At 55.2% G+C, this 23,718-nt stretch carries 20 protein-coding genes and 1 tRNA gene; 11 read left to right on the top strand and 10 right to left on the bottom strand.

Annotated elements, in window-relative coordinates:
- Nucleotides 1–33: 33 nt before the first annotated feature.
- The 3 genes from TH2_RS04000 (at nucleotide 34) to TH2_RS20460 (ending at nucleotide 1,914) form a co-directional block, all read left to right on the top strand.
- The gene (locus tag TH2_RS04000; protein WP_008889115.1) at nucleotides 34–765 is read left to right on the top strand and encodes a thermonuclease family protein; all 732 of its coding nucleotides are present in this window, start codon (nucleotides 34–36) and stop codon (nucleotides 763–765) included.
- An 84-nt stretch (nucleotides 766–849) separates the two neighbouring features.
- Nucleotides 850–1,308: an ArsI/CadI family heavy metal resistance metalloenzyme gene (locus tag TH2_RS03995; RefSeq protein ID WP_008889114.1), complete on the top strand. Its 459-nt coding sequence runs from the start codon at nucleotides 850–852 to the stop codon at nucleotides 1,306–1,308.
- 6 nt (nucleotides 1,309–1,314) lie between these two features.
- Complete coding sequence (locus tag TH2_RS20460) at nucleotides 1,315–1,914, top strand: sigma factor (RefSeq protein WP_008889113.1); 600 nt, start codon at nucleotides 1,315–1,317, stop codon at nucleotides 1,912–1,914.
- A 21-nt stretch (nucleotides 1,915–1,935) separates the two neighbouring features.
- Here the strand turns inward: TH2_RS20460 and TH2_RS03985 are convergent.
- From TH2_RS03985 to TH2_RS03970, 4 genes are all read right to left on the bottom strand, one after another.
- Nucleotides 1,936–2,009, bottom strand: a tRNA-Gly gene (locus TH2_RS03985).
- A gap of 94 nt (nucleotides 2,010–2,103) precedes the next feature.
- The gene (locus TH2_RS03980; RefSeq protein WP_008889112.1) at nucleotides 2,104–3,261 is read right to left on the bottom strand and encodes a PQQ-dependent sugar dehydrogenase; all 1,158 of its coding nucleotides are present in this window, start codon (nucleotides 3,259–3,261) and stop codon (nucleotides 2,104–2,106) included.
- 62 nt (nucleotides 3,262–3,323) lie between these two features.
- Nucleotides 3,324–3,803 (bottom strand): xanthine phosphoribosyltransferase, encoded by a 480-nt coding sequence (gpt, locus tag TH2_RS03975; RefSeq protein WP_008889111.1) that lies wholly within the window; start codon nucleotides 3,801–3,803, stop codon nucleotides 3,324–3,326.
- Nucleotides 3,804–3,952: 149 nt separating this feature from the next.
- Nucleotides 3,953–5,506, bottom strand: coding sequence for a tetratricopeptide repeat protein (locus TH2_RS03970; RefSeq protein ID WP_008889110.1), 1,554 nt, complete (start codon nucleotides 5,504–5,506; stop codon nucleotides 3,953–3,955).
- A gap of 447 nt (nucleotides 5,507–5,953) precedes the next feature.
- On the opposite strand from TH2_RS03970, the gene TH2_RS03965 reads away from it, so the two are divergent.
- Nucleotides 5,954–7,612 (top strand): methyl-accepting chemotaxis protein, encoded by a 1,659-nt coding sequence (locus tag TH2_RS03965; protein WP_008889109.1) that lies wholly within the window; start codon nucleotides 5,954–5,956, stop codon nucleotides 7,610–7,612.
- 73 nt (nucleotides 7,613–7,685) lie between these two features.
- On the opposite strand, the gene TH2_RS03960 is transcribed toward TH2_RS03965, so the two are convergent.
- The 3 genes from TH2_RS03960 to ubiE are packed head-to-tail and all read right to left on the bottom strand — an operon-like array spanning nucleotide 7,686 to nucleotide 10,517.
- Complete coding sequence (locus tag TH2_RS03960; RefSeq protein ID WP_008889108.1) at nucleotides 7,686–8,126, bottom strand: GNAT family N-acetyltransferase; 441 nt, start codon at nucleotides 8,124–8,126, stop codon at nucleotides 7,686–7,688.
- 41 nt (nucleotides 8,127–8,167) lie between these two features.
- Entirely contained in the window at nucleotides 8,168–9,730 is a 1,563-nt protein-coding gene (ubiB, locus tag TH2_RS03955) for a 2-polyprenylphenol 6-hydroxylase (protein WP_008889107.1), read from the bottom strand.
- Between the two features lie 13 nt (nucleotides 9,731–9,743).
- Nucleotides 9,744–10,517 (bottom strand): bifunctional demethylmenaquinone methyltransferase/2-methoxy-6-polyprenyl-1,4-benzoquinol methylase UbiE, encoded by a 774-nt coding sequence (ubiE, locus tag TH2_RS03950; protein WP_040822318.1) that lies wholly within the window; start codon nucleotides 10,515–10,517, stop codon nucleotides 9,744–9,746.
- A 156-nt stretch (nucleotides 10,518–10,673) separates the two neighbouring features.
- Here ubiE and TH2_RS03945 point away from each other — a divergent pair, with 156 nt between their 5' ends.
- From TH2_RS03945 to TH2_RS03935, 3 genes are all read left to right on the top strand, one after another.
- Nucleotides 10,674–11,318: a phosphoribosylanthranilate isomerase gene (locus tag TH2_RS03945; protein ID WP_008889105.1), complete on the top strand. Its 645-nt coding sequence runs from the start codon at nucleotides 10,674–10,676 to the stop codon at nucleotides 11,316–11,318.
- Between the two features lie 109 nt (nucleotides 11,319–11,427).
- Nucleotides 11,428–12,420 (top strand): ion transporter, encoded by a 993-nt coding sequence (locus TH2_RS03940; RefSeq protein WP_008889104.1) that lies wholly within the window; start codon nucleotides 11,428–11,430, stop codon nucleotides 12,418–12,420.
- 228 nt (nucleotides 12,421–12,648) lie between these two features.
- Nucleotides 12,649–14,913 (top strand): anthranilate synthase component I, encoded by a 2,265-nt coding sequence (locus TH2_RS03935; RefSeq protein WP_008889103.1) that lies wholly within the window; start codon nucleotides 12,649–12,651, stop codon nucleotides 14,911–14,913.
- 142 nt (nucleotides 14,914–15,055) lie between these two features.
- On the opposite strand, the gene TH2_RS03930 is transcribed toward TH2_RS03935, so the two are convergent.
- Nucleotides 15,056–15,673 carry an RNA methyltransferase gene (locus tag TH2_RS03930; protein ID WP_008889102.1) on the bottom strand — a complete coding sequence of 206 codons (618 nt, stop codon included), beginning with the start codon at nucleotides 15,671–15,673 and terminating at the stop codon, nucleotides 15,056–15,058.
- A 275-nt stretch (nucleotides 15,674–15,948) separates the two neighbouring features.
- On the opposite strand from TH2_RS03930, the gene TH2_RS03925 reads away from it, so the two are divergent.
- Together TH2_RS03925 and TH2_RS03920 are read left to right on the top strand one after the other, a co-directional pair.
- Entirely contained in the window at nucleotides 15,949–16,146 is a 198-nt protein-coding gene (locus tag TH2_RS03925) for a CsbD family protein (protein ID WP_008889101.1), read from the top strand.
- Nucleotides 16,147–16,284: 138 nt separating this feature from the next.
- Complete coding sequence (locus TH2_RS03920) at nucleotides 16,285–16,482, top strand: DUF1289 domain-containing protein (RefSeq protein ID WP_040822316.1); 198 nt, start codon at nucleotides 16,285–16,287, stop codon at nucleotides 16,480–16,482.
- On the opposite strand, the gene TH2_RS03915 is transcribed toward TH2_RS03920, so the two are convergent.
- Both TH2_RS03915 and TH2_RS03910 read right to left on the bottom strand, forming a co-directional pair.
- On the bottom strand, nucleotides 16,483–18,450 hold the full coding sequence (locus TH2_RS03915; protein ID WP_008889099.1) for a sensor histidine kinase: 1,968 nt from the start codon (nucleotides 18,448–18,450) through the stop codon (nucleotides 16,483–16,485).
- A complete protein-coding gene (locus tag TH2_RS03910) occupies nucleotides 18,443–20,677 on the bottom strand; it encodes an EAL domain-containing protein (protein ID WP_157193794.1) in 2,235 nt (744 codons plus the stop codon). Before TH2_RS03910 ends, TH2_RS03915 begins: the two co-directional genes overlap by 8 nt.
- 418 nt (nucleotides 20,678–21,095) lie before the next feature.
- On the opposite strand from TH2_RS03910, the gene TH2_RS03905 reads away from it, so the two are divergent.
- Entirely contained in the window at nucleotides 21,096–21,866 is a 771-nt protein-coding gene (locus TH2_RS03905; RefSeq protein WP_008889097.1) for a HugZ family pyridoxamine 5'-phosphate oxidase, read from the top strand.
- A gap of 218 nt (nucleotides 21,867–22,084) precedes the next feature.
- Nucleotides 22,085–23,710 (top strand): phosphoenolpyruvate carboxykinase, encoded by a 1,626-nt coding sequence (locus TH2_RS03900; RefSeq protein WP_008889096.1) that lies wholly within the window; start codon nucleotides 22,085–22,087, stop codon nucleotides 23,708–23,710.
- The last annotated feature ends 8 nt before the right edge of the window (nucleotides 23,711–23,718 follow it).

The raw sequence follows: 23,718 nt of genomic DNA, 5'->3' as shown, positions 1-23,718 counted from the left end.
CAAATACTCACCCCGCAGATCTTTGAGGCCAGTGTGAAACGCGTTACCCGCCTGATCATCCTTCTTGCCATCCCGGCCCTGATTGCCATTGGCCTTCACTGGCACAGCGCACCGGTCCGTGCGGCTGACACCGCGTCGCAAGACAACACGCCCCAACTTGCTGATCCAGCCGGGCTGGAAGCCAGAGGCCGCGATGTTCAGGTCATTGACGGCGATACCATCATGATTGCCGGTCAGGTGCTTGATATCGCGGGCATGGACGCCCCGGAACTCGGTCAGCAATGCCTGCATAACGGCAGTTTCTGGGACTGCGGCATGTCTTCGGCCATGCAATTGCGCAAATATTTCGCCATGGCGCCGTTTGATGTCCATTGCTGGCCCGGTGATCAGGAACGCGCGGGCAAGGCCGATGATTTCCCCATCGTCGAATGCGGGATCGGCGAACGTGACGTGGCGGCGGCAATGATCAGCGACGGCGAAGCGCTGCCGATTGAGGGCTATTCCCATCGCTATGACCGGCTGTCACGCGATGCCGACAATGCCGGCATCGGCATCCATGGTGGCGATATGATTGCCCCGTCTGACTGGCGGGCGGGTAAACGGCTTGAAGGTGAAACCGGACGCTGCCTGTTTATTGCTGACGGCGCGGGCAATTACATCAGTACCCTTGATCCGCGCTTTGCCGATTTTGCCTCAGATACCAAGATCTGTAGCGACGAAGAGGCGCGGGACATGAGCCTGAACTATCTGCCACCTTCACCGTAACCGGCCCCTTTTTGGTGGCAGGTGCATCTTTTGGCGTCTTCGCGCGTCTTCCTGTTTATCGCTTCGATCAAACAGGAGAATAAGATGCGCCTGCAACTTGCCTTGAATGTGAAAAACCTTGACCGTGCCATTGCGTTTTACAGTGAAATGTTCGCAAGCCCGGTGCACAAACAACGGTCGGGATATGCCAATTTCGAAATTGAAAACCCGCCGCTTAAGCTGGTTTTGTTCGAACACCCGGCAGCAACCGAAAACCTGAACCATATCGGTGTCGAATGTCTCAGCGAACAGGCGTTTGAAACCGCCTCAGCCCGTCTGCATCAAAGTAATCTTGTCACCAGCGACGTTTCTGAAACCGGATGTTGTCACGCAAAGCAGTCCAAGTTCTGGGCAACAGGACCAGACGAACTTGACTGGGAGTGGTATCGTATCCTTGACGATGCGCCACATGACCAGTCTGGCGATCAACAAACGTCGGGGGCTGGCTGTTGTGGCCAACAACCGGGCAAGGAATTGCAACCAGATCAGGTGTGCTGCGCGTAAAGAACCATGAAGTTTGCATCGACACATCACACAACTTCAGACTGGCAGGCCTTGCAAAAAGGCCTGCGCAGTTTCGTTTATCACCGCCTGCCCCAGGACGCGGTCGACGATATTGTTGCCGACATCCTTGAAACGATTATCCGCAAAAAATCAGATCTTCGGTTGGCATCCAATCCGTCTGCTTGGATTTATGCCGTCGCACGCAGCAAGGTGGCGGACTTCTATCGACGACAGGGGCGCGAACATACCGCACTTCAGGCCCTTAATACCGATCCGACCCTGTTGAACCATGACGAGCCGCACGACAAACCCGGTTTGCATGACTGCGTGATGGGCTTCATTGGCCGATTGAGCGAAACCGACCAGACCGTACTTGAAGAAATCGACATTAACGGCACACGGCAAACCGACTTTGCCACCCGCAATGCCATTGCCCTCCCCACGGTGAAGTCACGCGTGCAGCGCGCCCGAAACCGTCTGCGCGATCGGTTGGTTGCCTGTTGTCCCGGTGGTGACAAAGGTCATAATGAACATGCCGGTGATGATGCCGCAGCCTGCAATCGCGCATGCCAAAATACGGGCGTCTGTGCGCCGGACCGGATGTAATGATGTCTGCGGGAAAAAGCTTGGAGCGGGTGAAGGGAATCGAACCCTCGTATGCAGCTTGGGAAGCTGCCGTTCTACCATTGAACTACACCCGCGAAGCGCGCGATTTATAGCCCGCTTTTCCGATCAACGCAAGCCGGTCCCATCCAGATCCATCCAATTAATTGCCCGGCCAAATACCGGAAAACTTTAGCCTTCCGGCACCATGCGCCAGATCGCACTGGCATGGTCATCAGAAATCAGGATTGATCCGTCGACATAGTGCTTCACATCGACCGGCCGCCCGATTACTTCGCCATTGCTGCGCAGGAAACCAACAAGGAACGGGTTTTCTGTTACCGGTTTGCCATTGATGAATTCGACCCGGACCACCTCGTACCCATCGGGAATTGTGCGGTTCCAGGATCCATGCAGCGCCACCAGCGCATCCCCGCCATCAAAGGTGAAGCCAAGCGGCGCATTGTGGGCATTAAAGGTAAATTCCGGGAAAGTGACTTCCTTTGGCACCGTTTCATCGGAAAATTGCGGGCTTCTGGTGTCATTCCCCGCATACCAGGGATAGCCATAGAACTGGCCAGACTGGCTGGCAAGATTAAGTTCCTCACGCGGGATATTATCGCCCAGCATATCGCCGCCATTATCGGTAAACCAAAGCTCGTCCGTTTCCGGATGGAAGCTCAGCCCGACAGAGTTGCGAATGCCACTGGCATAAATGTCCGGTGCCCCACCATTGACCGGGATGGAAATGATCGTGCCTTCAAGGCCGCTGACCTTGCAGATATTGCACGGCGCCCCGACCGCAACAAACAGGCGGTCGCCATCCGGTGACAACGCGGCATAGCGCCAACCATGATGGCGCTCATCGGGCAGATTGGTAAACAGGATCCGCGGGCGACCAAGGCTTTCGCCATCAAAATTGGCAAGATCATAGGACACGATGCGGTGTTGATCGGCGACAAACAAGGTTCCGGGTTTATAGGCAATCCCGTTGGCCAGCTTGAAGTCATCTGCAATCAGATTGACATCCTCGGCAGCGCCATCGCCATCCTGGTCACGCACAAAATAAAGGTTTGGTCCGCGCGTCCCGACAAAAGCGCCGTTAAGCTCCGGGGCGACCGCAATCGTCCGGGCGTTGCTGACCTCGGCAAACACCGAAAGCCGATATCCGCTTTCAGCCGTTAGCATCGATTGAACGCGCGCCACCCGTTCGGAAACCTGCTGGGCCTGTGTGGAGATACTTAGTGCGGTCACAGCCACCGCAGAGACGGCCCCCAAACACAAACGCCCGGCCCATCGGCGTGCGTTCTGCAACTGGCGACGGAAGTCCGGGCGTAAATATTGGGTCATCCTGAAATCTCCTTGTCTGGCAATCGGCCTTACAAGGGATACGGTTGGTTTCCCCAGGTCGATTAACGAACGCGTTCAGAGATCGGGGCGTTGACCGACAGTTCCATGTCCCAGGGGAAGTAAATCCAGGTATCCTGGGAGACTTCGGTCACGAAGCTGTCAACGATTTCACGGCCAAGCGGCTTGGCATAAACCGTTGCGAAATGCGCATGCGGCAGTTTTTCGCGCACAGCCTTGGCGGTTTTGCCGGTATCGACCAGATCATCAATGATCAGCATATCGGTGCCGTCACCCTTGATGTCTTTCAGCCATTCCAGATCGCCACGCGTCTTGTCAGAGTAGCTGCGTACGCACACCGTATCAATCAGGCGAATATCAAGTTCGCGGGCAATGATCGCCGCCGGCACAAGACCGCCACGGGTGATTGCCACGATTCCCTTGAACGGGCCTTTTTCCAACAGTCGCCATGCAAGTGCACGGGCATCGCGATGCATCTGTTCCCAGGAAACCGGGAAACCTTTGTTATAAGCAGCTTCGCTCACAAGAATTCTCCTGCGCCAGATCGGTTCGCCAAATGAATGTGCCCCGGAGATTACCTAAAGGCGTCACCATCCAGACCCGCATTCCACAAAATTAAGCCGCTTAACTACGCCCTGTTGGGCCCGAAGGCAAGTATTCGCTGGCAGCGTTATTACTGCGCGTTCATCCGCGCTTGCAGCAGGGTTGAAAAATCACTGCCGAGTTTCTGGATCGCCGATGACCAGTCGCCGGGTTTATCCTGTCGATAGATCCGCAAGGTCGGGTACCATGGGCTATCGGCCCGATGCACCATCCAGCGCCAGTCAGTGGTGTAAAGCTGCAACATCCAGACCGGCACGCCAAGCGCGCCTGCCAAATGGGCGGGTGAGCTGTCAATCGTGATCACCAGATCCATCGCCTGCATCAATGCGGCACTGTCGCCAAAATCATGAATGTGATCGCCAAGATCGGTAACAAAGGCATGCAGGCCAAGCTTGTCGATATCCGCCCGACGATCATCAATCTGGAAGCTGTAAAATGCCGCCCCCTTGGCCGACAAAATCGGCAGCATGGTTTCAAGCGGGCAGGAGCGATCCCGCGGGTTAAGCTTGCCCGCCCAGATCAGCCCGACCTTAAGCACCGTGCCCGGCGGCGGTGCCAATCGCGCACGTTTGCCCTGCGGCGCGGAGATGTAGCTATCAGTCGAGATTTTCTGAAGCTCTTTGGATCCGATGCCCATCACATGCGGCAGACTTAAAAGCGGCACATGCACATCAAATTCCGGAAGAGCCCGACCCTTTTCCACAACAGTGCCAACACCCGAAACGGTCTTCATGATCGGGATCAGTTCCTTGCGGCATTCAAGGATCACATGTGCGGCCTTTTGCGCCACCAGCGGCACAAAACGGGCAAACTGGATCATGTCGCCAAAGCCCTGCTCGGCGCGCAGCAAAATGCGTTTGCCGCGAAGATCGGCTTTGCCATCCCATTCAGGGGCAGTTTCAAGCGGCCGGATCGGATTATCGGCAAGTTTGCGGCGCGTCTCATACCCCGCCCAACCTTCGGCATAGTTGCCAAGCGCAAGATGCGCCAATGACTTGTCCCAGTTGGCATCGACATAATCGGGGTCAATCGCAAGCGCACGCTCGAAATAGTCAAGCGCCTCTTCAAAGCGGTTCATATCCCGATACACAAGGCCGGTATTAAACGTATGCGACTTCACCGTGTCATCAAGTTCAAGCGCCTTCTTGTGCGCAACGAGCGCCTCGTCAAAGCGCATCATTTCGCGCAGGCAATTGCCCATATTCGACCACAAGCCGGCATTGCCGGGGCGCAAGTCTGCGGCCCGTCGATAGGCAATCAGGGCTGCCTCGAACTTCTTGCTGCGACGAAGCGCCACACCAAGGTTGTTCCACACATCCGGTTGATTGGGGTTCTGGCGCAGGGCCGTGCTGTAAAGACGTATGGCATCATCAATCTGGCCGGCCTGATGGGCAGCAAGACCGCGCTGAAACAGATCGCTGATCACCTGGCGGCGCTGAACCGCGGCATCACCATTTTTGACCGACGGCATGCTTTGATCGCTGGTAGCAACGTCTTCGGCTTTTTTGGGGGCGTCCTTTGCCGGGATCACCGGATCATCCTGTTTGGCCGCCATGTTATCCGCAGACGGCTTTGATGCCTTCTTTGCCGGTCGTTTTTTACGCGTTGTCGCCGCTTTCGCCATTCCTGTTCCCCCCGGTGCCTTCGCCCTTATCTGGCAAAAGCCATCGCCCCCGTTAAAGGCATTTCCCACAGACTGACCACCCGATTCGGCGGCATGTGGCCTTTCCTGCACAAAGCATAATTTACCAAAAAAGCCTTACCAATAAGTGGATTTATTCATTTGGTTTTATCGAAATGGAATATTCACCACGCCCATCGTTTCTTGTTTCAGTAATTTTACCAGATGGGGTAGCCTCAGCGGCATAACAACAAACCAGAATGTAGTCGCCACACCTTTGTGCCTCATTACGGAAAAATAAACGCACGAATTGGTCACTGTGGACATCACGCAGGGCAACAATTCGTCACTACCTGACTGTTGGTAACATGATCGGAGCTTCAGGCCGATCACCGACATCAGATCTAGGGATTGGGTTAATTCTGCCTTTGAAGGATTGGGAGACCGTAAATGGCCGAACCTAAAAGATCCGGTGCCTCCGTCGGACGTAAAGTGATTTTTGTGATTGTGGGACTTCTCATCGTTGGCTTTGCCGCGATGATGACCATCCAGACCGTCTCGCAACGCAATGCCATGATCGAAATCATGTATAATGAATCGGTCGAAAAAACCGAAATGCTGTCAACCGCGGTTCAGCCGGGCTTCATTGCCATGGACGGCGCATCGGTCGAAAAGGAATTCCGCAAGATCACCGACAAGGAAGGCTCGCAGCTGGCAAGCCTGATCGCGGCAAATCCTGATGGTGATGCCATCGGCACCTATCAATCAGAAACACTCAAAAAGCATGATCTGGCAGCCCTGATCGAGCCGTATCTCGGGCAGCTTGAAAACAAGGAAGTCATCAGCTTCATTTCCGAAGATGCCGTGATCGTCGGTGCCCCGATCACCAAATACTCCAAGCGCCGCGACGAAGATCAGTATCGGGGCATGCTGGTTACTGCCTGGTCACTTGATCGCGTAAATGCCGAAGTCCAGCAGGCCGTTATCATTCAGGTCGCCCTGGCGGCGGCCATTCTGGTGGTTTTGCTTGGCGTCACATGGTTTGTCCTGCGCCATCAGATCCTGACCCCGATGGTCAAGATCAATGGCGCGATGCAATCACTTGTCGATGGCGAACTGGATGTCGATATCCCGGGCCTTAAGCGCAATGACGAAATCGGCGAAATGGCGTCATCCGTCGAAATCTTTAAGGAAAATGCCAAGCGCGTCGCGCAGCTTGATCGCGAACGCGAACAGGAACGTGAACGTGCCGAGACCAAGCGTCGCGAAGCCATGGCGGCCCTTGCCGGTCGGTTTGAACAAACCGTGATGGGTGTGGTCGATGGCGTTTCTGGCGCATCTGGCGAAATGCAGGAAGTCGCCCAGACCATGGTGGCCGCCGTGCAACAAAACGAAGCCGGATCACAGGCCGTGGTTGCCGCGGTTGAGCAGGCCAACCACAGTGTCGAAACCGTCGCCAGTGCGGCCGAACAACTTGCTGTTTCGATCCGCGACATCAGCGCGCGGGTAAATGAAACTTCGAACATCACTGCCAATGCCACGACCGAGGCAAACCGGGTCAACGAAATGGTTCAGGGTCTTGATGTCTCGGCCCAGAAAGTCGGCGAAGTCGTCCAGATCATTCAGGCGATTGCCGAACAGACCAACTTGCTGGCACTCAACGCAACGATCGAGGCCGCCCGTGCCGGTGATGCGGGCAAGGGCTTTGCCGTGGTCGCCAACGAGGTCAAAAACCTCGCCAATCAGACCGCGCGTGCGACCGAGGATATCTCGGAACAGATTTCCGGTATTCAGGGCTCGACCCAGCAGGCGGTTGGCGCGATTGACGGGATCACCGGCATCATCGCCAACCTGAATGACATCGCATCCGAAGTGGCGGCTGCGGTCGAAGAACAGGGTCAGGCAACCACGGAAATCTCGACCTCGGTTCAACAGGCGGTTCAAAGCACGCAGGAAGTGTCCAATCACATCCGCGAAATGCAGGAAGCCGCCCGCCAGACCGGCGAAGCCGCCCATCAGGTATTGGGCGCGTCTGACAAGCTTAACAGCCAGTCAGGCACGCTGCGCGGTGAAGTTGGCAACTTCCTCAATGAAGTGCGCGCAAGCTAAGCTTCATCTGGCTTAAGACGTAAAAAACGCCGCCCGGTTATCCGTGGCGGCGTTTTTGCTTTTCGATGTGGCCCTAGCGTAATGGATCGCGGTTCCGTGCGTCCTCATCAAGGCGCATCATCATCATGTCGTCGAGATCGGCATAACCATGCAAACGATAAAGCGGCTGCATGTCCGCTGTCGCCAGAAGCCAGCGTTTCACACGTTTTAGTTCCGGATGGTTATGCAACGCATCGATCATTTTGGCGGCAATGCCCATGCGGCGATAATCCGGATCGACAAACACATCGGCAACATAGGCAATGGCGATCTGATCACTGACCACGCGCGCAAAACCCACCTGACGGCCATCGCAATAGGCGCCGAGAGGAAATGACATCTCGACAGATCGATCAAACTCACCGCGGGTTCGCCCGGCGGCCCAATAGGACGCAGCGATAAAATCATAGCAATATTCAAGATCAATCCGTGACCGATCCAGGCTGATTTCAATGGTTTTGTCGCCATCTGCCATCATGGTCGTCCCACAAGGTGTCGTCCCGTAAGGTGATTGGGTTATTTCAGGTAAACCGCAACAGCCAGTGCCGCAATCGCCACCCACATCACAAGGGATTGGCGCGAAAAACCGCCAGGTTTGCTTTGCCCGTTATTTGGCTTGCCACGCATGGCGGCAACCGTGTCGGGATGCAGGCGCAAACCCTGATCAGTGAAGACGGCGGATGCCTGTTCTGCGGCTTCGATCACGCGCGGCAGTCGGCGCAACATGGTGCCAGCCTGAAGGGTAGCCTCCTTGATCTTGGCTTCCGGACCAAGGTTTTCACGCATCCAGTCTTCGATCAGCGGACGCGACAGTTCCCACATATTCTCATTCGGGCTGAGAATACGTGAAAGCCCCTCGGCAACGATCATGGTTTTTTGCAACATCAAAAGCTGCGGCTGCGTTTCCATGCCGAACTGCTCGGTAATCTGGAACAACTGCCCCAACAACCGCCCGACGGAAATATCGGCCAGTTCCTTGCCCAGGATCGGCTCGCCAATCGAACGGCAGGCCTGCTGGAAGTTTTCAAGCGACTGGTTGCGCGGAACATACCCCGCTTCGAAATGGACCTCGGCCACGCGGTGATAATCACGCGTCAAAAAGCCCAGCAGCATCTCGGCCAGATAAAGGCGCGTCTGTTTATCCACCCGGCCCATGATGCCGAAATCAACCAGACTCACCCGGCCGTTTTCATCGACAAACAGGTTGCCCGGATGCATGTCGGCATGGAAAAACCCGTCGCGGAAGACCTGTTGGAAAAATGCCCCCGCCGCCTTGGCCAGCAAGTCAGACCGGTCAATGCCCATGCGATCAAGGGCTTCGACATTATCGATGCGCACACCCTTGACCCGTTCCATGGTCATCACATGTTCGGCGGTGCGTTCCCAGTCAATCTGGGGAATGTAATAGGTCGGATCGTCTTCGAAATTTTGGCGGAATTCCGATGCCGCTGCCGCCTCAAACCGCAGATCCATTTCAAGATGAACACTGTCTTCAAGCGCCTTGACCGTTTCAATCGGTTTCAGACGACGCAGGCGCGGCTGGGTCAGTTCGACAAGTTCCGCAATCCAGTAAAACAGGTCCATGTCGCGTGCAAAGCGATACCGGATATCCGGGCGCAGGACCTTGACCGCCACTTCGCGCCCGTCGGTCGTGGTCGCGAAATGCACCTGCGCGATCGATGCGGCGGCAACAGGCGTTTCATCAAATTCGGCAAACAGCACGTCAAACGGTTCGGCCAGCTGTTCGGTGATGATGCGTTTGGCAACCTTGGCCGAAAACGGCGGCAGGCGATCCTGAAGCGATGAAAGGTCGGCGGCCACATCATCGCCGATCAAGTCGGATCGGGTCGCCAGGGTCTGACCAAGTTTGATAAAGGCCGGGCCCAATTCCTCAAGCGCACGCGCTAGCCGTTTGCCCGGCGGCAAATCAGACCGGCGCGAAAACGGTGCGGTCAGGCGGGCCAGAAACGCGACAAGTTTGCCCCCCGGCACAAGGGCGAGTGGAAACAGCGCATCATAGCGCGCCAAAGTGCGCGCCATGGCAAGCAGGCGAAAGCTGTTACGAATAAAACGGATCATGCGTCAAACGCCCTTATATCCGCCAACCGGAATGAATGGCTGCAATCCCGCCAGACAGGTTGCGGTATTTTACCCGCTCAAAGCCGGCAGCCCGGATCATGGATGCAAATGTGTCCTGATCGGGGAACTTGCGAATGCTTTCCGCCAGATACTGATAAGCTTCGCGATTGCCCGCAATAAACCGTCCGATTTCAGGCAAAAGCTTGAATGAATAGGTATCATACAGCTTGTCAAACCCCGGCACGACGACCTTGGAAAATTCAAGGCACTGGAACTTCCCACCCGGACGCAGCACGCGATACGCTTCTGAAAGCGCTTCTTCAATGCGGGTCACATTGCGAATGCCAAAGGCGATGGTATAGGCATCAACTGACTGGTCTGGCAGCGGCAATTTCTGCGCATCACCGACGGTCCAGTTGATGTTTTTCAGGATTCCATGATCAACCGCACGATCGCGCCCGACATGGAGCATCTCATAGTTGATGTCACAGACCGTGACAGAGCCACCACCATTTTTCAGGAAGCGAAACGCAATATCACCAGTACCCCCGGCAACGTCGAGCAACTTCATGCCCGGACGCGGCTTGAGCTCGTTGATGAAGCTGTCTTTCCACAAGCGATGCACCCCACCGCTCATCAGATCGTTCATCAGGTCATATTTCGACGCAACAGTGTCGAAGACCTCGCGCACCATGGATGCCTTCTGGCTTTCGGGAACATCACGAAAACCAAAGTGGGTTGTGTTTTCGCCGGTTTCGCCCGCGGCAGGGTCTGTGTTCTTGCTCATGGCCGGGAAAATAGCGCAGCAATGATTATCCTGCCAGTGGAAAGCCACGACAAAACGCAAATATCCTGTTGGATCGTGGTCATTTCTGTTAAGTCAATCTGACGCGACAAGCGTTTGCCAAGAAGATTAGAGCGACGACAAGAACAGGATGCCCCGATGACCTGCATGGTAAAAATCTGTGGAATTAACAGCGAAGATGCCGCGATTGCAGCCATGAGTGCCGGGGCAGATGCGCTTGGATATGTCTTCTTCCCGCCAAGCCCGCGCCATATCTCGCTTAAGGGTGCCAAAACCCTCACCGAACGGGTCCCCAACAGCATCTACAAGGTTGGCCTGTTTGTCGAAGCCGGTGACGAGGCGCTTGAAAATGCGATCAAGGCCGGCAATCTCGACGTCATCCAGCTTCATGGCAAGGAAAGCCCTGAACGCGTGGCCGAGGTCAAGGAACGCTTTGGCCTTAAGGTCATGAAGGCAATCTCGGTCAGCACAGCAAACGACATCGAAAACGCCAAAAAAAACTATGACGGCGTTGCCGATTTTCTATTGTTTGATGCCAAACCGCCCAAGGACAGCGTCCTTCCCGGCGGCAATGCCGTGTCGTTCGACTGGACGCTTCTGACTGGTCAGAACTTCCAAAGCAACTGGATGCTGGCCGGCGGACTTGATCCCAGCAACGTCGCCGAGGCCGTCAAGATTACCGGTGCGCCCTGGGTTGACGTGTCATCCGGTGTCGAACGCAGCAAGGGGGTCAAGGACCCGCGCAAGATCTCGGCCTTCATCCAGGCGGCAAAAGGGTATTGATCCCTCTCGGCAACTGCGATCAGGGCTGATTTAACCATTTCTGAAATGATTGGGCGCAAAACTGCCCGGGCAATAGTGCACTCCATTGCCCGGACCGAGTACGCGCGACATGAAACCGACCCTGCGATCAAGAACCCAGAAACTTCTGCACGGTGTTGACCGGGAATCGCGGTTTTCGCTGTTTGTGCATCTGGTTCTGGCCAGCGCGATCATCATCAATGTCGTCTCTGTGATTTTTGACTCGGTCGAAGCCTTTGCCGAACGCTATTTCATTCTGTTTGCCACAATCGAGATCGTCTGCACGCTGATCTTTGCCATCGAATACGGCCTGCGTGTCTGGTCCGCCCCGGACAATCCGCGCTTTAGTGGCCGATTTGCACGTCTGCGCTATATGCTGACACCAATGGCACTGATTGACCTTCTGGCAATCCTGCCGATCTTCCTGTGGTTCTTTACCAGCATTGATTTGCGCTTTATCCGTATTGTCCGGTTGCTGCGCCTGTTGAAATTCACCCGCTATTCTACCGGGCTGGAACTGATGATGCTGGTGTTTCGCCAGCAAATGGGCATTTTCGGTGCCGCCAGTGCTGCCCTTGCCTGCATGCTGGTTTTCAGTGCCGGGGCGATTTACCTCGCCGAACACGAAGCCCAACCTGAACAATTCTCCAACCTGCTTGATGCGCTTTATTGGAGTGTCATTACGCTTGCCACGGTTGGCTATGGCGATGTTGTGCCGATTACGCCGTTTGGCAAACTCCTTGCCAGCATCATCTCATTGACCGGGATCGGGATTGTTGCCGTCCCGGCCGGTATTCTGGCATCGGCCTTTAACGCCGAACTGCGCAGGCGCGAAGCCGAATATCGCCATCAGGCCACCCGCCAGCTGCTGGGCAAACGTTTGACCGAACGGGTCCGTCACAAACTGCGGTCCCATCAGGAAGAACTCGGCATCAGCGAAGAACAGGCGCAGTCAATCATCGAGGACATCCGCGATGTCCATCGCAATGAAAGCGATGAAATCCTGACCTGTCCTCATTGCCATCAGCCGCTTCACCTTGAACTGCACGACACCGAAACAACACCTACGCCGCAAAAGTCTTGACGCCCGGTTTTTTTGGGCACATGGTTGAGCCATGAAAACACACGGCATGAACCCGACCCGCATTGCAAATCGTTGGTGGTGGCTCGCTTAAGCGGGCGGCCAAAACTCGTGCCCTAAACATACCGGCCGCCTCATTCTTGCAGGCGGCTTTGTGTTTTCAGACTTCTTCTTCCTTGTCTAAAGATCACATGGCTCCTGCAGCGCTTGGCCCACACAGGAGTAAAAAACGTGACGACCCCGACAAGCCAGACCGGCATTTCCACTGACAGCAGCGAATATCGCTACACCACCGATGGCGGTGTTTCGGTTATCCGCCGCATGACCGAAATGCCCTACGAAAACGCAACCGAAGGCCTGATTGATGCGCTTGATGCCACCAAGGGCGTGTTGCTGTCTTCAAGCTATGAATTTCCGGGGCGCTATTCACGTTGGGATATGGGCTTTGATGCGCCGCCGCTTGAAATTGTCGGGCGCGAACGTGGCTTTGCGGTGCATGCACTCAATGATCGCGGGCGGGTGTTGCTTGATGTCATTGCGAGTACGCTTGAAAACCATCCCCATGTCGAAAGCCTGACCAACGGCGAAGACGGGCTGTATGGCGTGGTCAAAAAACCCGCCGCCTGGTTCCCCGAAGAAGAGCGCAGTCAGCAACCCAGCCTGTTTTCGGTCGTCCGTGCACTGCGTGATTTGTTCGGGCACAAGGGCGATGAACGTCTTGGGCTGTATGGCGCCTTTGGTTATGACATCGCGCTTCATTTCGAACAGATCAATCTGGCGCAAGACCGCCCGGCGGACCATAAGGACATCCACCTGTTCCTGCCCGATCAAATGGTTACAGTCGACCATGCCTCACGCGTCGCCACGCGATTTGATTATGAATTTATCGCCCCCGATGGCCGCAGCACCGCCGGCCTTGAGCGCATTTCACAACCCCATCCGCCATCACGCGGCAACAACGCCGCCATCGAAAACGATATGAAACAGGGCGAATATGCCGCCATCGTTGACGATGCCAAGCACCGCTTTGCCCGTGGCGAATTGTTTGAAGTCGTGCCCAGCCGCGTTTTCCGCACCGCCTGCGATGTCAAACCGTCGGAAATTTTCCGCCGTCTCAAGCGTCGCAACCCTGCCCCTTACGGCTTCTTGATCAATCTGGGGGACGGTGAACACCTGATCGGCGCATCACCCGAAATGTATGTCCGGGTCAAGGGACAGCGTATTGAAACCTGCCCGATTTCCGGCACCATCGCGCGTGGCCGCGACGCGATTGAAGATGCCGAAAATATCCGCACGCTCCTGAATTCCGCCAAGGAAGAGTCGGAACTCACCATGTGCACCGATGTTGATCGCAACGACAAGGCACGCGTCTGTAAACCGGGCAGCATCCGCATTCTGGGTCGGCGTCAGATCGAAATGTATTCCCGCCTGATCCACACGGTTGATCATGTCGAAGGTCGCCTGCGCGAAGGGTTTGATGCACTCGATGCCTTCCTGACCCATTGCTGGGCGGTCACGGTTACCGGTGCGCCCAAGCGTGCTGCGATGAAACATATCGAGGCCGTCGAACGCAGCGCGCGCGCCTGGTATGGCGGCGCGATTGGCGCCGTTCTCTGCAATGGCGATCTGAATACCGGCCTGACGCTGCGCACTGTGCGTCTCAAACAGGGTGTTGCCGAAGTCCGTGCGGGCGCGACATTGTTGTTTGATAGTGAACCGGACGCCGAAGAAGCCGAAACCGTGCTGAAGGCATCGGCGATGATCGATGCCGTCACCCGCGATGCCAAGGATGAAGTGACCCTTGATCCGACGGTATCAGGCGTTGGCAAACGCGTGCTTCTGATCGATCACGAAGACAGCTTTGTGCAAAACCTTGCCAGCTACATCCGTGCGACGGGTGCCGAAACGCTCACACTCCGCCCTGGCTTCCCCGACCAGGCGTTCGAGGATTTCAAACCTGATCTGGTCTTCCTGTCACCAGGCCCCGGGCGGCCGGATGACTATCACCTGCGCGACAGCATCGAACGCGCCCTTGCCGCTGGCTTGCCGGTGTTCGGGGTTTGCCTTGGCCTGCAGGGGATTGTCGAATTCTTTGGCGGATCCCTCGGCCAACTTGTCACACCGATGCATGGCAAACCGTCAAAGGTGAAACTCGATACAACCGATCCGCTGTTTGATGGCCTGCCCGAAGACATCGTTGTCGGACGCTACCATTCCCTGTTTGCCAAGGCGGCTGAAATGCCACCCGACCTTACGGTCACGGCACGCAGTGACGACGGGGTGATCATGGGCATCCGCCACAAAAGCCTGCCGATCAGTGCCGTGCAGTTCCACCCCGAAAGCCTTTTGACCCTTCAGGGCGAAGTCGGCATGCGCATGATTGCAAACCTTCTGCGCAACCCGCATGGCGAACGCCCCGATGACAAGATCGAAGAACCCGAACAGGACGACACGACAAACAAGGAAGAGACAGCGACCGATCACAAGGCCGCCTGACCATCACCAAACACCCTGATCTGCGTGGCGTGCCAAGCCCCCCCTGTCAAGGCACCGCAAACCGCAGATCACACACAGCAACGGCCGTGCTCCTCCCTCGCGGCCGTTGCTTCTTTATATTTGGGGCATTGGGTTGCGGTAATCAGGTATCGTCGTCATCAAGCGAGCCGTCGATTACGGAGTAATCCGGCGGCGGGGCCTGACGGAATTTTTCCGGGTCACCCTTGCGTTTGTCGCGCGTGCGTGAAATCCAACCGCCGTAATGGGCTTCGGGCTTGGGTTCGGTAGGCGCACCGGCACGCACCGGGCGCGGCGCAAACCGGCCCAGATTGATCACGCGGTCATACATCACGATATTGGCGGCAATCGCCACATTGACACAGAAACTCATCGGGATCTTGATGATGAAATCGCATTTTTCCTGCATTTCATCTGACAGGTTGCCACGTTCCGGACCCAGGATATAGGCCGCTTGCGACGGATGCTTGAAGCTTGGCAGTTCAATCGCATCGGGTGTCAGTTCGACCCCCACCATGCGGCAACCTTGCGGCAGGAACAGGTTTTCGTGATCGGGGAAATGATAGTAGGGCATCTGTTCGCCCGACTTCGATGTATCGGTGATGTTGGAGCGTTCCTCACGGAAATCTGCATCCACCGTAAACGCAAAGCTCGCGCCAAAGGCATGGGCAGAACGAAACAGGGTGCCCACATTCAAAGGCTTGCTTGCCCCTTCAATTCCAATCCCGAAATAGCCGCGCATATCTTCCTCCGTGCCGCACCAGACAGCCGATGTGAGGCCGGTGCGAAAACAACTCCATAAAAAGAACTGTAGGGGGCTATAGCGCCCCGGGCGCGATATGGCAAGCACACCACGGGCAATGCTGCCACCCGTTGCTGTAGCCGCTTGCTCTATCCGAATGCTCAAACCGATCTGGCAAAACAATTTGGAACAACACCGCTGCTGCTTCGTTGATTCTAGCAAAGGGCACAACATCCCTTGGTCGAGCAAACCGTCAACCAAAACAGGAGACGATAATGAATTGGGACCAAATCGAAGGACGTTGGAAACAGCTTACCGGTGACGTCAAAAAACAGTGGGGTCGCCTGACCGACGATGATGTCGATGCCATTGATGGCCAGCAAGACAAACTGGTCGGCAAGATTCAGGAAGCCTATGGCATTCAACGCGAAGAGGCCGACCGTCAGGTCCGCGAGTGGTTCAATCGCCTTTAAGTGATTTGATTTAAGCCATAACCGGCCATCCCCCCGTTCGTTTCGCGCGCAGCCCAAGATCCTCCCCTTGATTGCTGCGCGCGAAACTGCTTTTTATGGGTCTGACATCTTTGTTTTCGCGTTTACAGGCCCATCATCATGCCCGTCAAATCCCCGTGCAACGGCACCTGTCTGCTTGACCAAAGATCGGGTTACTGCATGGGTTGTTATCGCACCGGCGATGAAATCGGTTCCTGGATGAGTATGAGCGACGGCACCAAAAAACGCGTTATTTCCAAAACCAAACAACGCCGGGCTGATCACAAAGACGCGGCACTTTCTTCCTGTTCAGATTAATTAACCCGATCGGGTCATTTCCAAACCGGCCGGGCTTATCGGCGCTTCATCCTTGACCGAGAACGGGCTTGCTTGGGCGCTGTCGCGGATCGGGGCGGTTTTGGGCAAGACAATCTGAAACACGGTCCCGGATCCTGGAACAGATGAAATCTTGATCTTCCCGCCAAGGGTGTTTTGCACCACGTTCAAAATGATCGCCAATCCAAGCCCGCTGCCCCCGGTCGTGCCGTCAACCGACCAGAACGGCTCGAAAATCTTGTCGTGATTTTCCGGCGCGATACCAATGCCGTTATCTGCAATTTCAAGAAGGAAATTGTCAGCATCCCGTTCGCTTAACCGGATGCTGATTTCGCCTTTTTCGCGGCCGACAAACGCATGTTGATGGGCATTCATGATCAGACTGAGGATCACCTGATCAATCGCGTCGCTGTAACTGTCGAGATGTGCCGAGGGCGGCAGAACTGCCGTCAGTTTAATGCCGGTCTTTTTGAACTGATTGCGCAATGTCGCCACCAGATCGGAAATGACCTTGCTCAGATCGAAACTGCGATGAATGTGCACAGTTTGATCCGTGGCTGTCTGGTTGAAATGTTTCAGCAATTCTTTGGTCCGGCCAATATTTTTTTGAACAATCCGGTTGCCATCAATAAGCGCATTGATCATCTCGGTGCGTTCTTCATCGAAATCCCCCGCCGTGATCAGGGATTGCTGCAAATCCTGCAGATCATCGGCCATTGTCGTCGTCACCGTAAGGGCATTGCCAAGCGGGGTGCGCATTTCATGCGATACCCCGGCCACAATCCGGCCAAGGGATGCCATCCGCCCCTGAACCAGCAAATCCTTGGTCAAAAGCGCCTGCAGTTCTGCGGTTTGTCGCCGCCGCAACATAAGATACCCGATCCCGCCTGAAAACGCCCAGATCAGTACCAGAACAAGGCATACAAAGATCACCTCCAAGGCCTTGTTTCCCGCCCAGACCTGATAGGCGGGCGAACTTGCGACAATATGGTACCTGGCGGATTCTGATCGCATGCTGCCACTTGTAAAGCTGCTCAGCATCCGTTCAATCGGAAGAGTTTCGACCTCGTAAATACGGCCCGCATATTCAAAGCCACCTTGCGCTTGCACGGATTTGATCCGTTGCCAAAGTTGCGGGTCCACCTGCGCGACCGAGGCATTATGTTGCAACATAAACCCCCAGTTTCGCCCGTCCTCTGCCCCGGCCAGCCAGTATCCATCCGGATTGACAAGCTCGGTTCGTGTCACGCCGTTAAGTGCCGTTTCATACGGCACCAATGGCGCGCCCATATCCAGATTAACAATCAGATAGCCGACAACGCTTTCATCGATCCCGCTGATCGGTGCGACCAAGCGGGTTGTCGGACGCCAGGGTACTTCGATCTCGCCATTTTCAACATTCAGATCAAGCCTGCTGACATAGACCTGCCCCGGGCTCAATGACCGGGCCGCCTCCATATAGTATCGATCCGATTTATCCTGTAGTTCGTCTTCCGGGGTAACAATCACCTCATTACCGCGCGCATCTACCCGAACGGCTTCCATGCCAGACGGCAAAACGATACGAAGCTGGCTGAAACGTTGCACTTCGCGGGCCAGGGATCTGAAATATCTGATGGTTGCCTCAGGCTGGGTTTCAAATTCCTGTACCGCCGGATGCAGGATCGACAGGTTCACGGTCTGGATGGCGGTTTCATACCATTGCTGCAGATCTGCCGCCCGATGGGTGACGTCAACGACCAACCGACGTACGGTCTGTTCGTCTTCACGACTTGCTTCAAGCGTGTGCCAGAATGTCATCAAACCGAAAAAGACCAGCATCCCGCAAACCGCAAGAATACTGGTGACCCGCCAGAAATAACCGTCCTGATGCCAACGGGATTTCCGGCCTTCCACCAGTGGCAAGGTATGGTCCGTCACAGATGGCGAATTTTGCTGCGCGTCAACCATTGTCAGACCGCCCGTCGTTATCGTGGCTTTTCACCCAGTCGACAAACTTTTCCGGGGGAAGACCGGGGCTATAAAGGAAACCTTGCGCGAACTGAATACCAAGATCCTTGCAAATTTCTTGCTGATCGATGGTTTCAATGCCCTCTGCAACTGCTTCGATACCAAGGGTTTGTGCAATTCTTGCCGCAGTTTCCGCAACCTGACTGGCATATCCGCCGGCAGAAAGGCCACTGATGAACGACTTGTCAATCTTGATGCCGCGCACTGGCAAAATATCAAGGTGATTGAGAGACGAATATCCCGTGCCGAAGTCGTCCAGCCAAACCTCAAACCCCTGCCGTGCGAGCTTTTGTACACAGGCTGTTGCCTCACCATCATTGGTAAAACGCTGGGTTTCGGTGATCTCAAAGCCGACGGTATCCGGGCCAAGCTGATGGTCTTCACAAGCTTCGATCAACCGGTTAATGAAGTCGATATTGTCAATATCATTGGCTGCGAGATTAATCGCAGCACGCAGAGGCTGAAGACCCTGTTGCCTGAGCATTGCGTTCAGGTTTGTAACCGCCTCTAGGCACTGCAAAGTGATCTCGCCGCTTAGTCCGGCGCGCTCGGCAACCGGGATAAACCGACCGGGGGAAACCGGTTCTCCTTCATTGATCCAACGACACAGAACCTCGCTACCGATGACGGCACCGGTCTTAAGACAGATTTTGGGTTGGAACACGAAGGTCAGTTTTCGATCCCGCACCGCTTCGCGTAACTTGCCAACCATCTGCAGCGCATTTTGAACTTCATCGGCCATGGACGGCTCAAACTCAGCGGTACCCCCCGGGGCCCTCTGCTTTTGTTTCAGCAATGTCAGCCTTGCTGCGCGCTGGATGTCGCTGGCACGGCGGCCTTGCGGGTTGCCGCGCACAACGCCGATGGTTCCGCGGACCACCACCGGGCTCCCGACCACCTCAAACGTTTCGTCAAAAATTTCTTCAATGGCTGAAACTTCGACTGTTCCGGTACTGTCAACAAGGCCAAGCGTGTATTCCCCGACGCGCGCGACCAATACACCTTCTCCGACAACCGAACGCAGCCGATCATAAACCGCGGTGATGACTCGATCGAAGTAATTGACGCCAAATGCAACGCAAAACTGTGCGGCATCTTCAATCGCGACCATCGCAACAATTGCCGCTTCACTGCCATTTCGCGTCATATGCATCAGTTCGCGATCAAACGCGTTCTGATTGGGAAGTCCGGCGCGCTGATCGACAAATGCCAGCTCCGCCAACTCTGAAATCAAGGCCAGATTGTCAAAACAGATCGCGAGATTGGTGGCAAACACCTCAACCAGGACGATATTTTCCGGGCTTAAGACCTGATCATGAACGAAATAGATCAACAACCGGCGTCCGGTGTCGCTTCGATGGCTAAACAGGATCTTGTTGCCGGAAATGACCGGTGCCGTGCCGTCGTTATCCCGCGCTGAAATCAGGTCATGATCTATGTCTTCGACATCCATAAGTCTTTTGCCGACATGGGATGCAAACCGCCCGATACCGGAAAGCACCACAAGGTCATCTTCCTGATCAGGCAACTCGGCAAGCGCGCAGACACCACCTTCCGGGCTAACCCGCAGGATGGCTGCAAGCTGGGTTAAAACCCCCTCGGCAAAAATATCGATACTCTTGTTTTGATAAAGGTACTGGGTGCCCTCGATCACCATTTCCAGACCGGCGCGCGTCCCCTTAAGAGCCCTGACATAATCAACCGTCCGGATCGCCGTTGTCAGCGAGGTGACAAGACGGGTACGCGTCAACTCGTCCTTCGACCAGTAATCGTCAATCTCGTAATCGCGGATGACCTGTTTTTCAGGCGCATCACCGGGATAACCGGTTCGTAAAATGATGCGTTGCTCGCGATATCCTTCGGCGCGGAGTTCCTCGACCAGACGCAATCCGCTATCTGGTCTCTCCATCACAACGTCAAGCAGGATGACCACGACGTCGGGTGTCTGACGCAGAATTTTAAGCGCCTCTTCTGCCGAAAAAACATGAATTAGCTCAAGCGGGCGGCCAAGAATCTGCACCCTGCGTAGCGCGAAGTCAGTCGCCTCATGTACGTCATTGTCATCATCAACGACAAGAATGCGCCACGTTCGATCACCTTGCCGCTCATCATCCGTGTTGGAACCTGCCTTCAACGGCCAGGTTTCCGACATAACTGGCTCAATCAAGGTTGTATCCTTTGTTCATTCGCGCTGCTTCAAAACGAAATCCGTCTCCGGCAACGCCAATTGTTTTTCTTCACTCTTCAAGTAACCCGGACCCAATTCCCTCAAAATGGGTGCGAACTAACTTGGTAACCTCCCCGAAACCTCTCGATACAAATCTTCAAAACAACACTTACTGATATGCGATATAAGATCACGCAAATCCGATTACAGCCCTGTCACTGGCAATTTTTGGGATCGCATGTCGCTCTGTCGGCCTTTCACGCGATCCCATTACTAGAAGTGCGTACGAGATCGATTTTTTCAACCTATGGATTACTAATCTTTGTAATTTTACCGTGAACACAGCAGGTTTTCGGTTTGGTTGCACGGCAAGCCCGTTGGGGTTATCTCTGAAAAAGCAACAACCACAAGGCCCCCAATGTCAGATACCGCACCGTCATCACACGCCCTGCGCCAGATGCTGCATCATGCCAGAAGGGCCGTTCTGGCAACAACCGCGCACGATCACGCTCAGATCCCTGATGGCTGGCCGGTGACATCGATGGTTGTCCCGGCCTGCGACATGGATGGTACGCCCTGCCTTCTGATTTCTGAACTTGCCGATCACACCCGCCATATCAAGGCCGACAACCGTGTTTCGCTTCTGGTGACAAACCACGATCTGGCGGAAAACAACGATGGCACGGCCATAATAGAAACCGATACCGCCCGATTGACCATCTTCGGGCGCGCCATGCCGGTAACAGCCGCCGCTGACCTTGACCGGGTGAAAAAACGCTATCTGCAAACCCATCCCGATGCCGCCCAATATGCCGGGTTTGCCGATTTCGGGTTCTATCGGGTTTCTGTCGATGCAGCCTACTGGGTGGGCGGATTTGGCAAACAACGCCGTCTTTCGGGTGACAAACTGATCCTGCCAGACTGTCAGGCACTGATCGACGGCCATGACGGGATCGTTGCGCATATGAATGCCGATCATGCCGATGCCATTTCCGGCATTGTCGGTCACTTCACCACCGCCGATCCCAGTGCTGGCTGGCAGATGCAATCGATTGATTGCGATGGCATGGTTTTGACCGCCAATTCGGTCGATATCGCACCGCTTAGAATCGACTTCCCGTCCCCGGTCCGAACGCCGGACGAGGCACGCGAAATTTTGGTCAAAATGTGCAAAATATGGCGCGCATAAGTCGGACCATTTGTATTCTGAACATTAAACCCGCGACCCTGAAAATGTAATTTTCGCAAACGCAAAAACACTTACGTTTTCCTAGGTATAAGGCAAAAGGAGCGGTTGCTTTTAAGACACCTTTGTAACAATATGTCTCAGCGCTCCCGATTACCCACAATTGGCAGTGTAAAATAGGACATTAACCCCCAGATTTTCATTCCCACCAGGAGAGTTTCGTGCTGCAATCAGGACCCGTTGTCAGCCGTGTAGGCCTTGAAACCCATGGCCTCAAAAACCTTGGCGCCGTTCACTGGAACCTTGACGCTGCCGGCCTTTACGAACATGCGATCCGTCGCAACGAAGGTAAAATCGCCAAAGGCGGTGCCTTTGTCGCCCTTACCGGCGAACATACCGGCCGTTCCCCGCTGGATCGCTTCATCGTCGAAGAAGAAAGCACCAAGGCAGATATCGATTGGGGCGATGTAAACCGCCCGGTCAGCCCGGAAGTATTTGAGCGCCTCTATCAGAAAGTGCGCGCATATTTCCAGGGCACCGAACTGTTCGTTCAGGATTGCTTTGCCGGTTCCGATCCGCGTTTCCGCCTGCCGGTGCGCGTGATCAACGAAAACGCATGGCATAACCTTTTTGCCCGCAACATGTTCATCCAGCCGCAGAAAGAAGAACTGCGCGACTTCGCGCCGGAATTCACCATTCTGCATGCGCCGGGCCTTCAGGCAGACCCGCAAGACGACGGCACCCGCTCCGAAGTCTTCGTGATGGTCAGTTTTGAGCGCAAAATGGTCATCATCGGCGGTACCTGGTATGCCGGCGAAATGAAGAAATCGATCTTCTCGGTTCTCAACCACATCCTGCCTGCCAAGGGCGTCATGCCGATGCATTGCTCGGCCAATATGGGCAAGAATGGCGACACCGCCGTGTTCTTTGGCCTTTCGGGTACTGGTAAAACCACGCTTTCTGCCGACGCATCGCGCACCCTGATCGGGGATGACGAGCACGGCTGGGGCGAAGACGGCGTCTTTAACTTTGAAGGCGGCTGCTACGCCAAGGTGATCAAACTTTCGCGCGAAGCAGAACCGGAAATCTTCGCAACGACCGAGCGTTTCGGTACCGTTCTTGAAAACGTTGTGATGAACAAGCAGTCGCGCGAGCTTGATCTCGACGATGCCCGTCACACCGAAAACACCCGTTCTTCCTATCCGATCGAATTCATTCCGAATGCTTCGGAAACCGGTCGTGGTGGTCACCCGAAAAACATCATCATGCTGACCTGTGATGCCTTTGGCGTTCTGCCGCCGATCGCAAAGCTGTCCTCGGCACAGGCGATGTACCACTTCCTGTCGGGTTACACCGCGAAAGTTGCCGGCACCGAAAAAGGTGTCAAGGAACCGACTGCGGCGTTCTCGGCCTGCTTCGGTGCGCCGTTCATGCCGCGTCATCCCTCAGTTTACGCCAAACTGCTTGGCGAAATGATGGAAAAACACGAAGCCAATTGCTGGCTGGTCAATACCGGCTGGTCCGGCGGCGGCTATGGTGTTGGTTCGCGCATGAAGATTGCCTACACCCGTGGCCTGCTCAATGCCGCACTGAATGGCGATCTTGAAAATGCCGAATTCGCGACCGATCCGTTCTTCGGTCTGGCCTATCCGACCGCCTGCGGCGACATCCCGGCTGATGTTCTGAACCCGCGCGAAAGCTGGAAAGACAAGGCTGCCTATGACAAGGCTGCCACCAACCTGACCGGCCTGTTTGAAAAGAACTTCGCGAAGTTCGAAGAACATGTCACCGACGATGTCCGCGAAGCTGCCATCCGCAACAGCGCGGAAGTCAAAGCCGCCGAATAAAATCGGAC

It is taken from the genome of Thalassospira profundimaris WP0211, from assembly GCF_000300275.1.
Classification (GTDB): domain Bacteria; phylum Pseudomonadota; class Alphaproteobacteria; order Rhodospirillales; family Thalassospiraceae; genus Thalassospira; species Thalassospira profundimaris.
This window is presented reverse-complemented; position numbering and strand designations above follow the sequence as displayed.

Excerpts from the sequence above, each read along its gene's own strand:
- TH2_RS03980 (WP_008889112.1), bottom strand. The coding sequence starts at position 3,261 with ATGACCCAATATTTACGCCCGGACTTCCGTCGCCAGTTGCAGAACGCA.
- TH2_RS03960 (WP_008889108.1), bottom strand. The coding sequence starts at position 8,126 with ATGGCAGATGGCGACAAAACCATTGAAATCAGCCTGGATCGGTCACGG.
- TH2_RS03915 (WP_008889099.1), bottom strand. The coding sequence starts at position 18,450 with ATGGTTGACGCGCAGCAAAATTCGCCATCTGTGACGGACCATACCTTG.
- TH2_RS03925 (WP_008889101.1), top strand. The coding sequence starts at position 15,949 with ATGAATTGGGACCAAATCGAAGGACGTTGGAAACAGCTTACCGGTGAC.
- TH2_RS03940 (WP_008889104.1), top strand. The coding sequence starts at position 11,428 with ATGAAACCGACCCTGCGATCAAGAACCCAGAAACTTCTGCACGGTGTT.
- TH2_RS20460 (WP_008889113.1), top strand. The coding sequence starts at position 1,315 with ATGAAGTTTGCATCGACACATCACACAACTTCAGACTGGCAGGCCTTG.
- ubiE (WP_040822318.1), bottom strand. The coding sequence starts at position 10,517 with ATGAGCAAGAACACAGACCCTGCCGCGGGCGAAACCGGCGAAAACACA.
- TH2_RS03970 (WP_008889110.1), bottom strand. The coding sequence starts at position 5,506 with ATGGCGAAAGCGGCGACAACGCGTAAAAAACGACCGGCAAAGAAGGCA.
- TH2_RS03920 (WP_040822316.1), top strand. The coding sequence starts at position 16,285 with ATGCCCGTCAAATCCCCGTGCAACGGCACCTGTCTGCTTGACCAAAGA.
- TH2_RS03945 (WP_008889105.1), top strand. The coding sequence starts at position 10,674 with ATGACCTGCATGGTAAAAATCTGTGGAATTAACAGCGAAGATGCCGCG.
- TH2_RS03965 (WP_008889109.1), top strand. The coding sequence starts at position 5,954 with ATGGCCGAACCTAAAAGATCCGGTGCCTCCGTCGGACGTAAAGTGATT.
- ubiB (WP_008889107.1), bottom strand. The coding sequence starts at position 9,730 with ATGATCCGTTTTATTCGTAACAGCTTTCGCCTGCTTGCCATGGCGCGC.
- TH2_RS03930 (WP_008889102.1), bottom strand. The coding sequence starts at position 15,673 with ATGCGCGGCTATTTCGGGATTGGAATTGAAGGGGCAAGCAAGCCTTTG.
- TH2_RS03905 (WP_008889097.1), top strand. The coding sequence starts at position 21,096 with ATGTCAGATACCGCACCGTCATCACACGCCCTGCGCCAGATGCTGCAT.
- TH2_RS03995 (WP_008889114.1), top strand. The coding sequence starts at position 850 with ATGCGCCTGCAACTTGCCTTGAATGTGAAAAACCTTGACCGTGCCATT.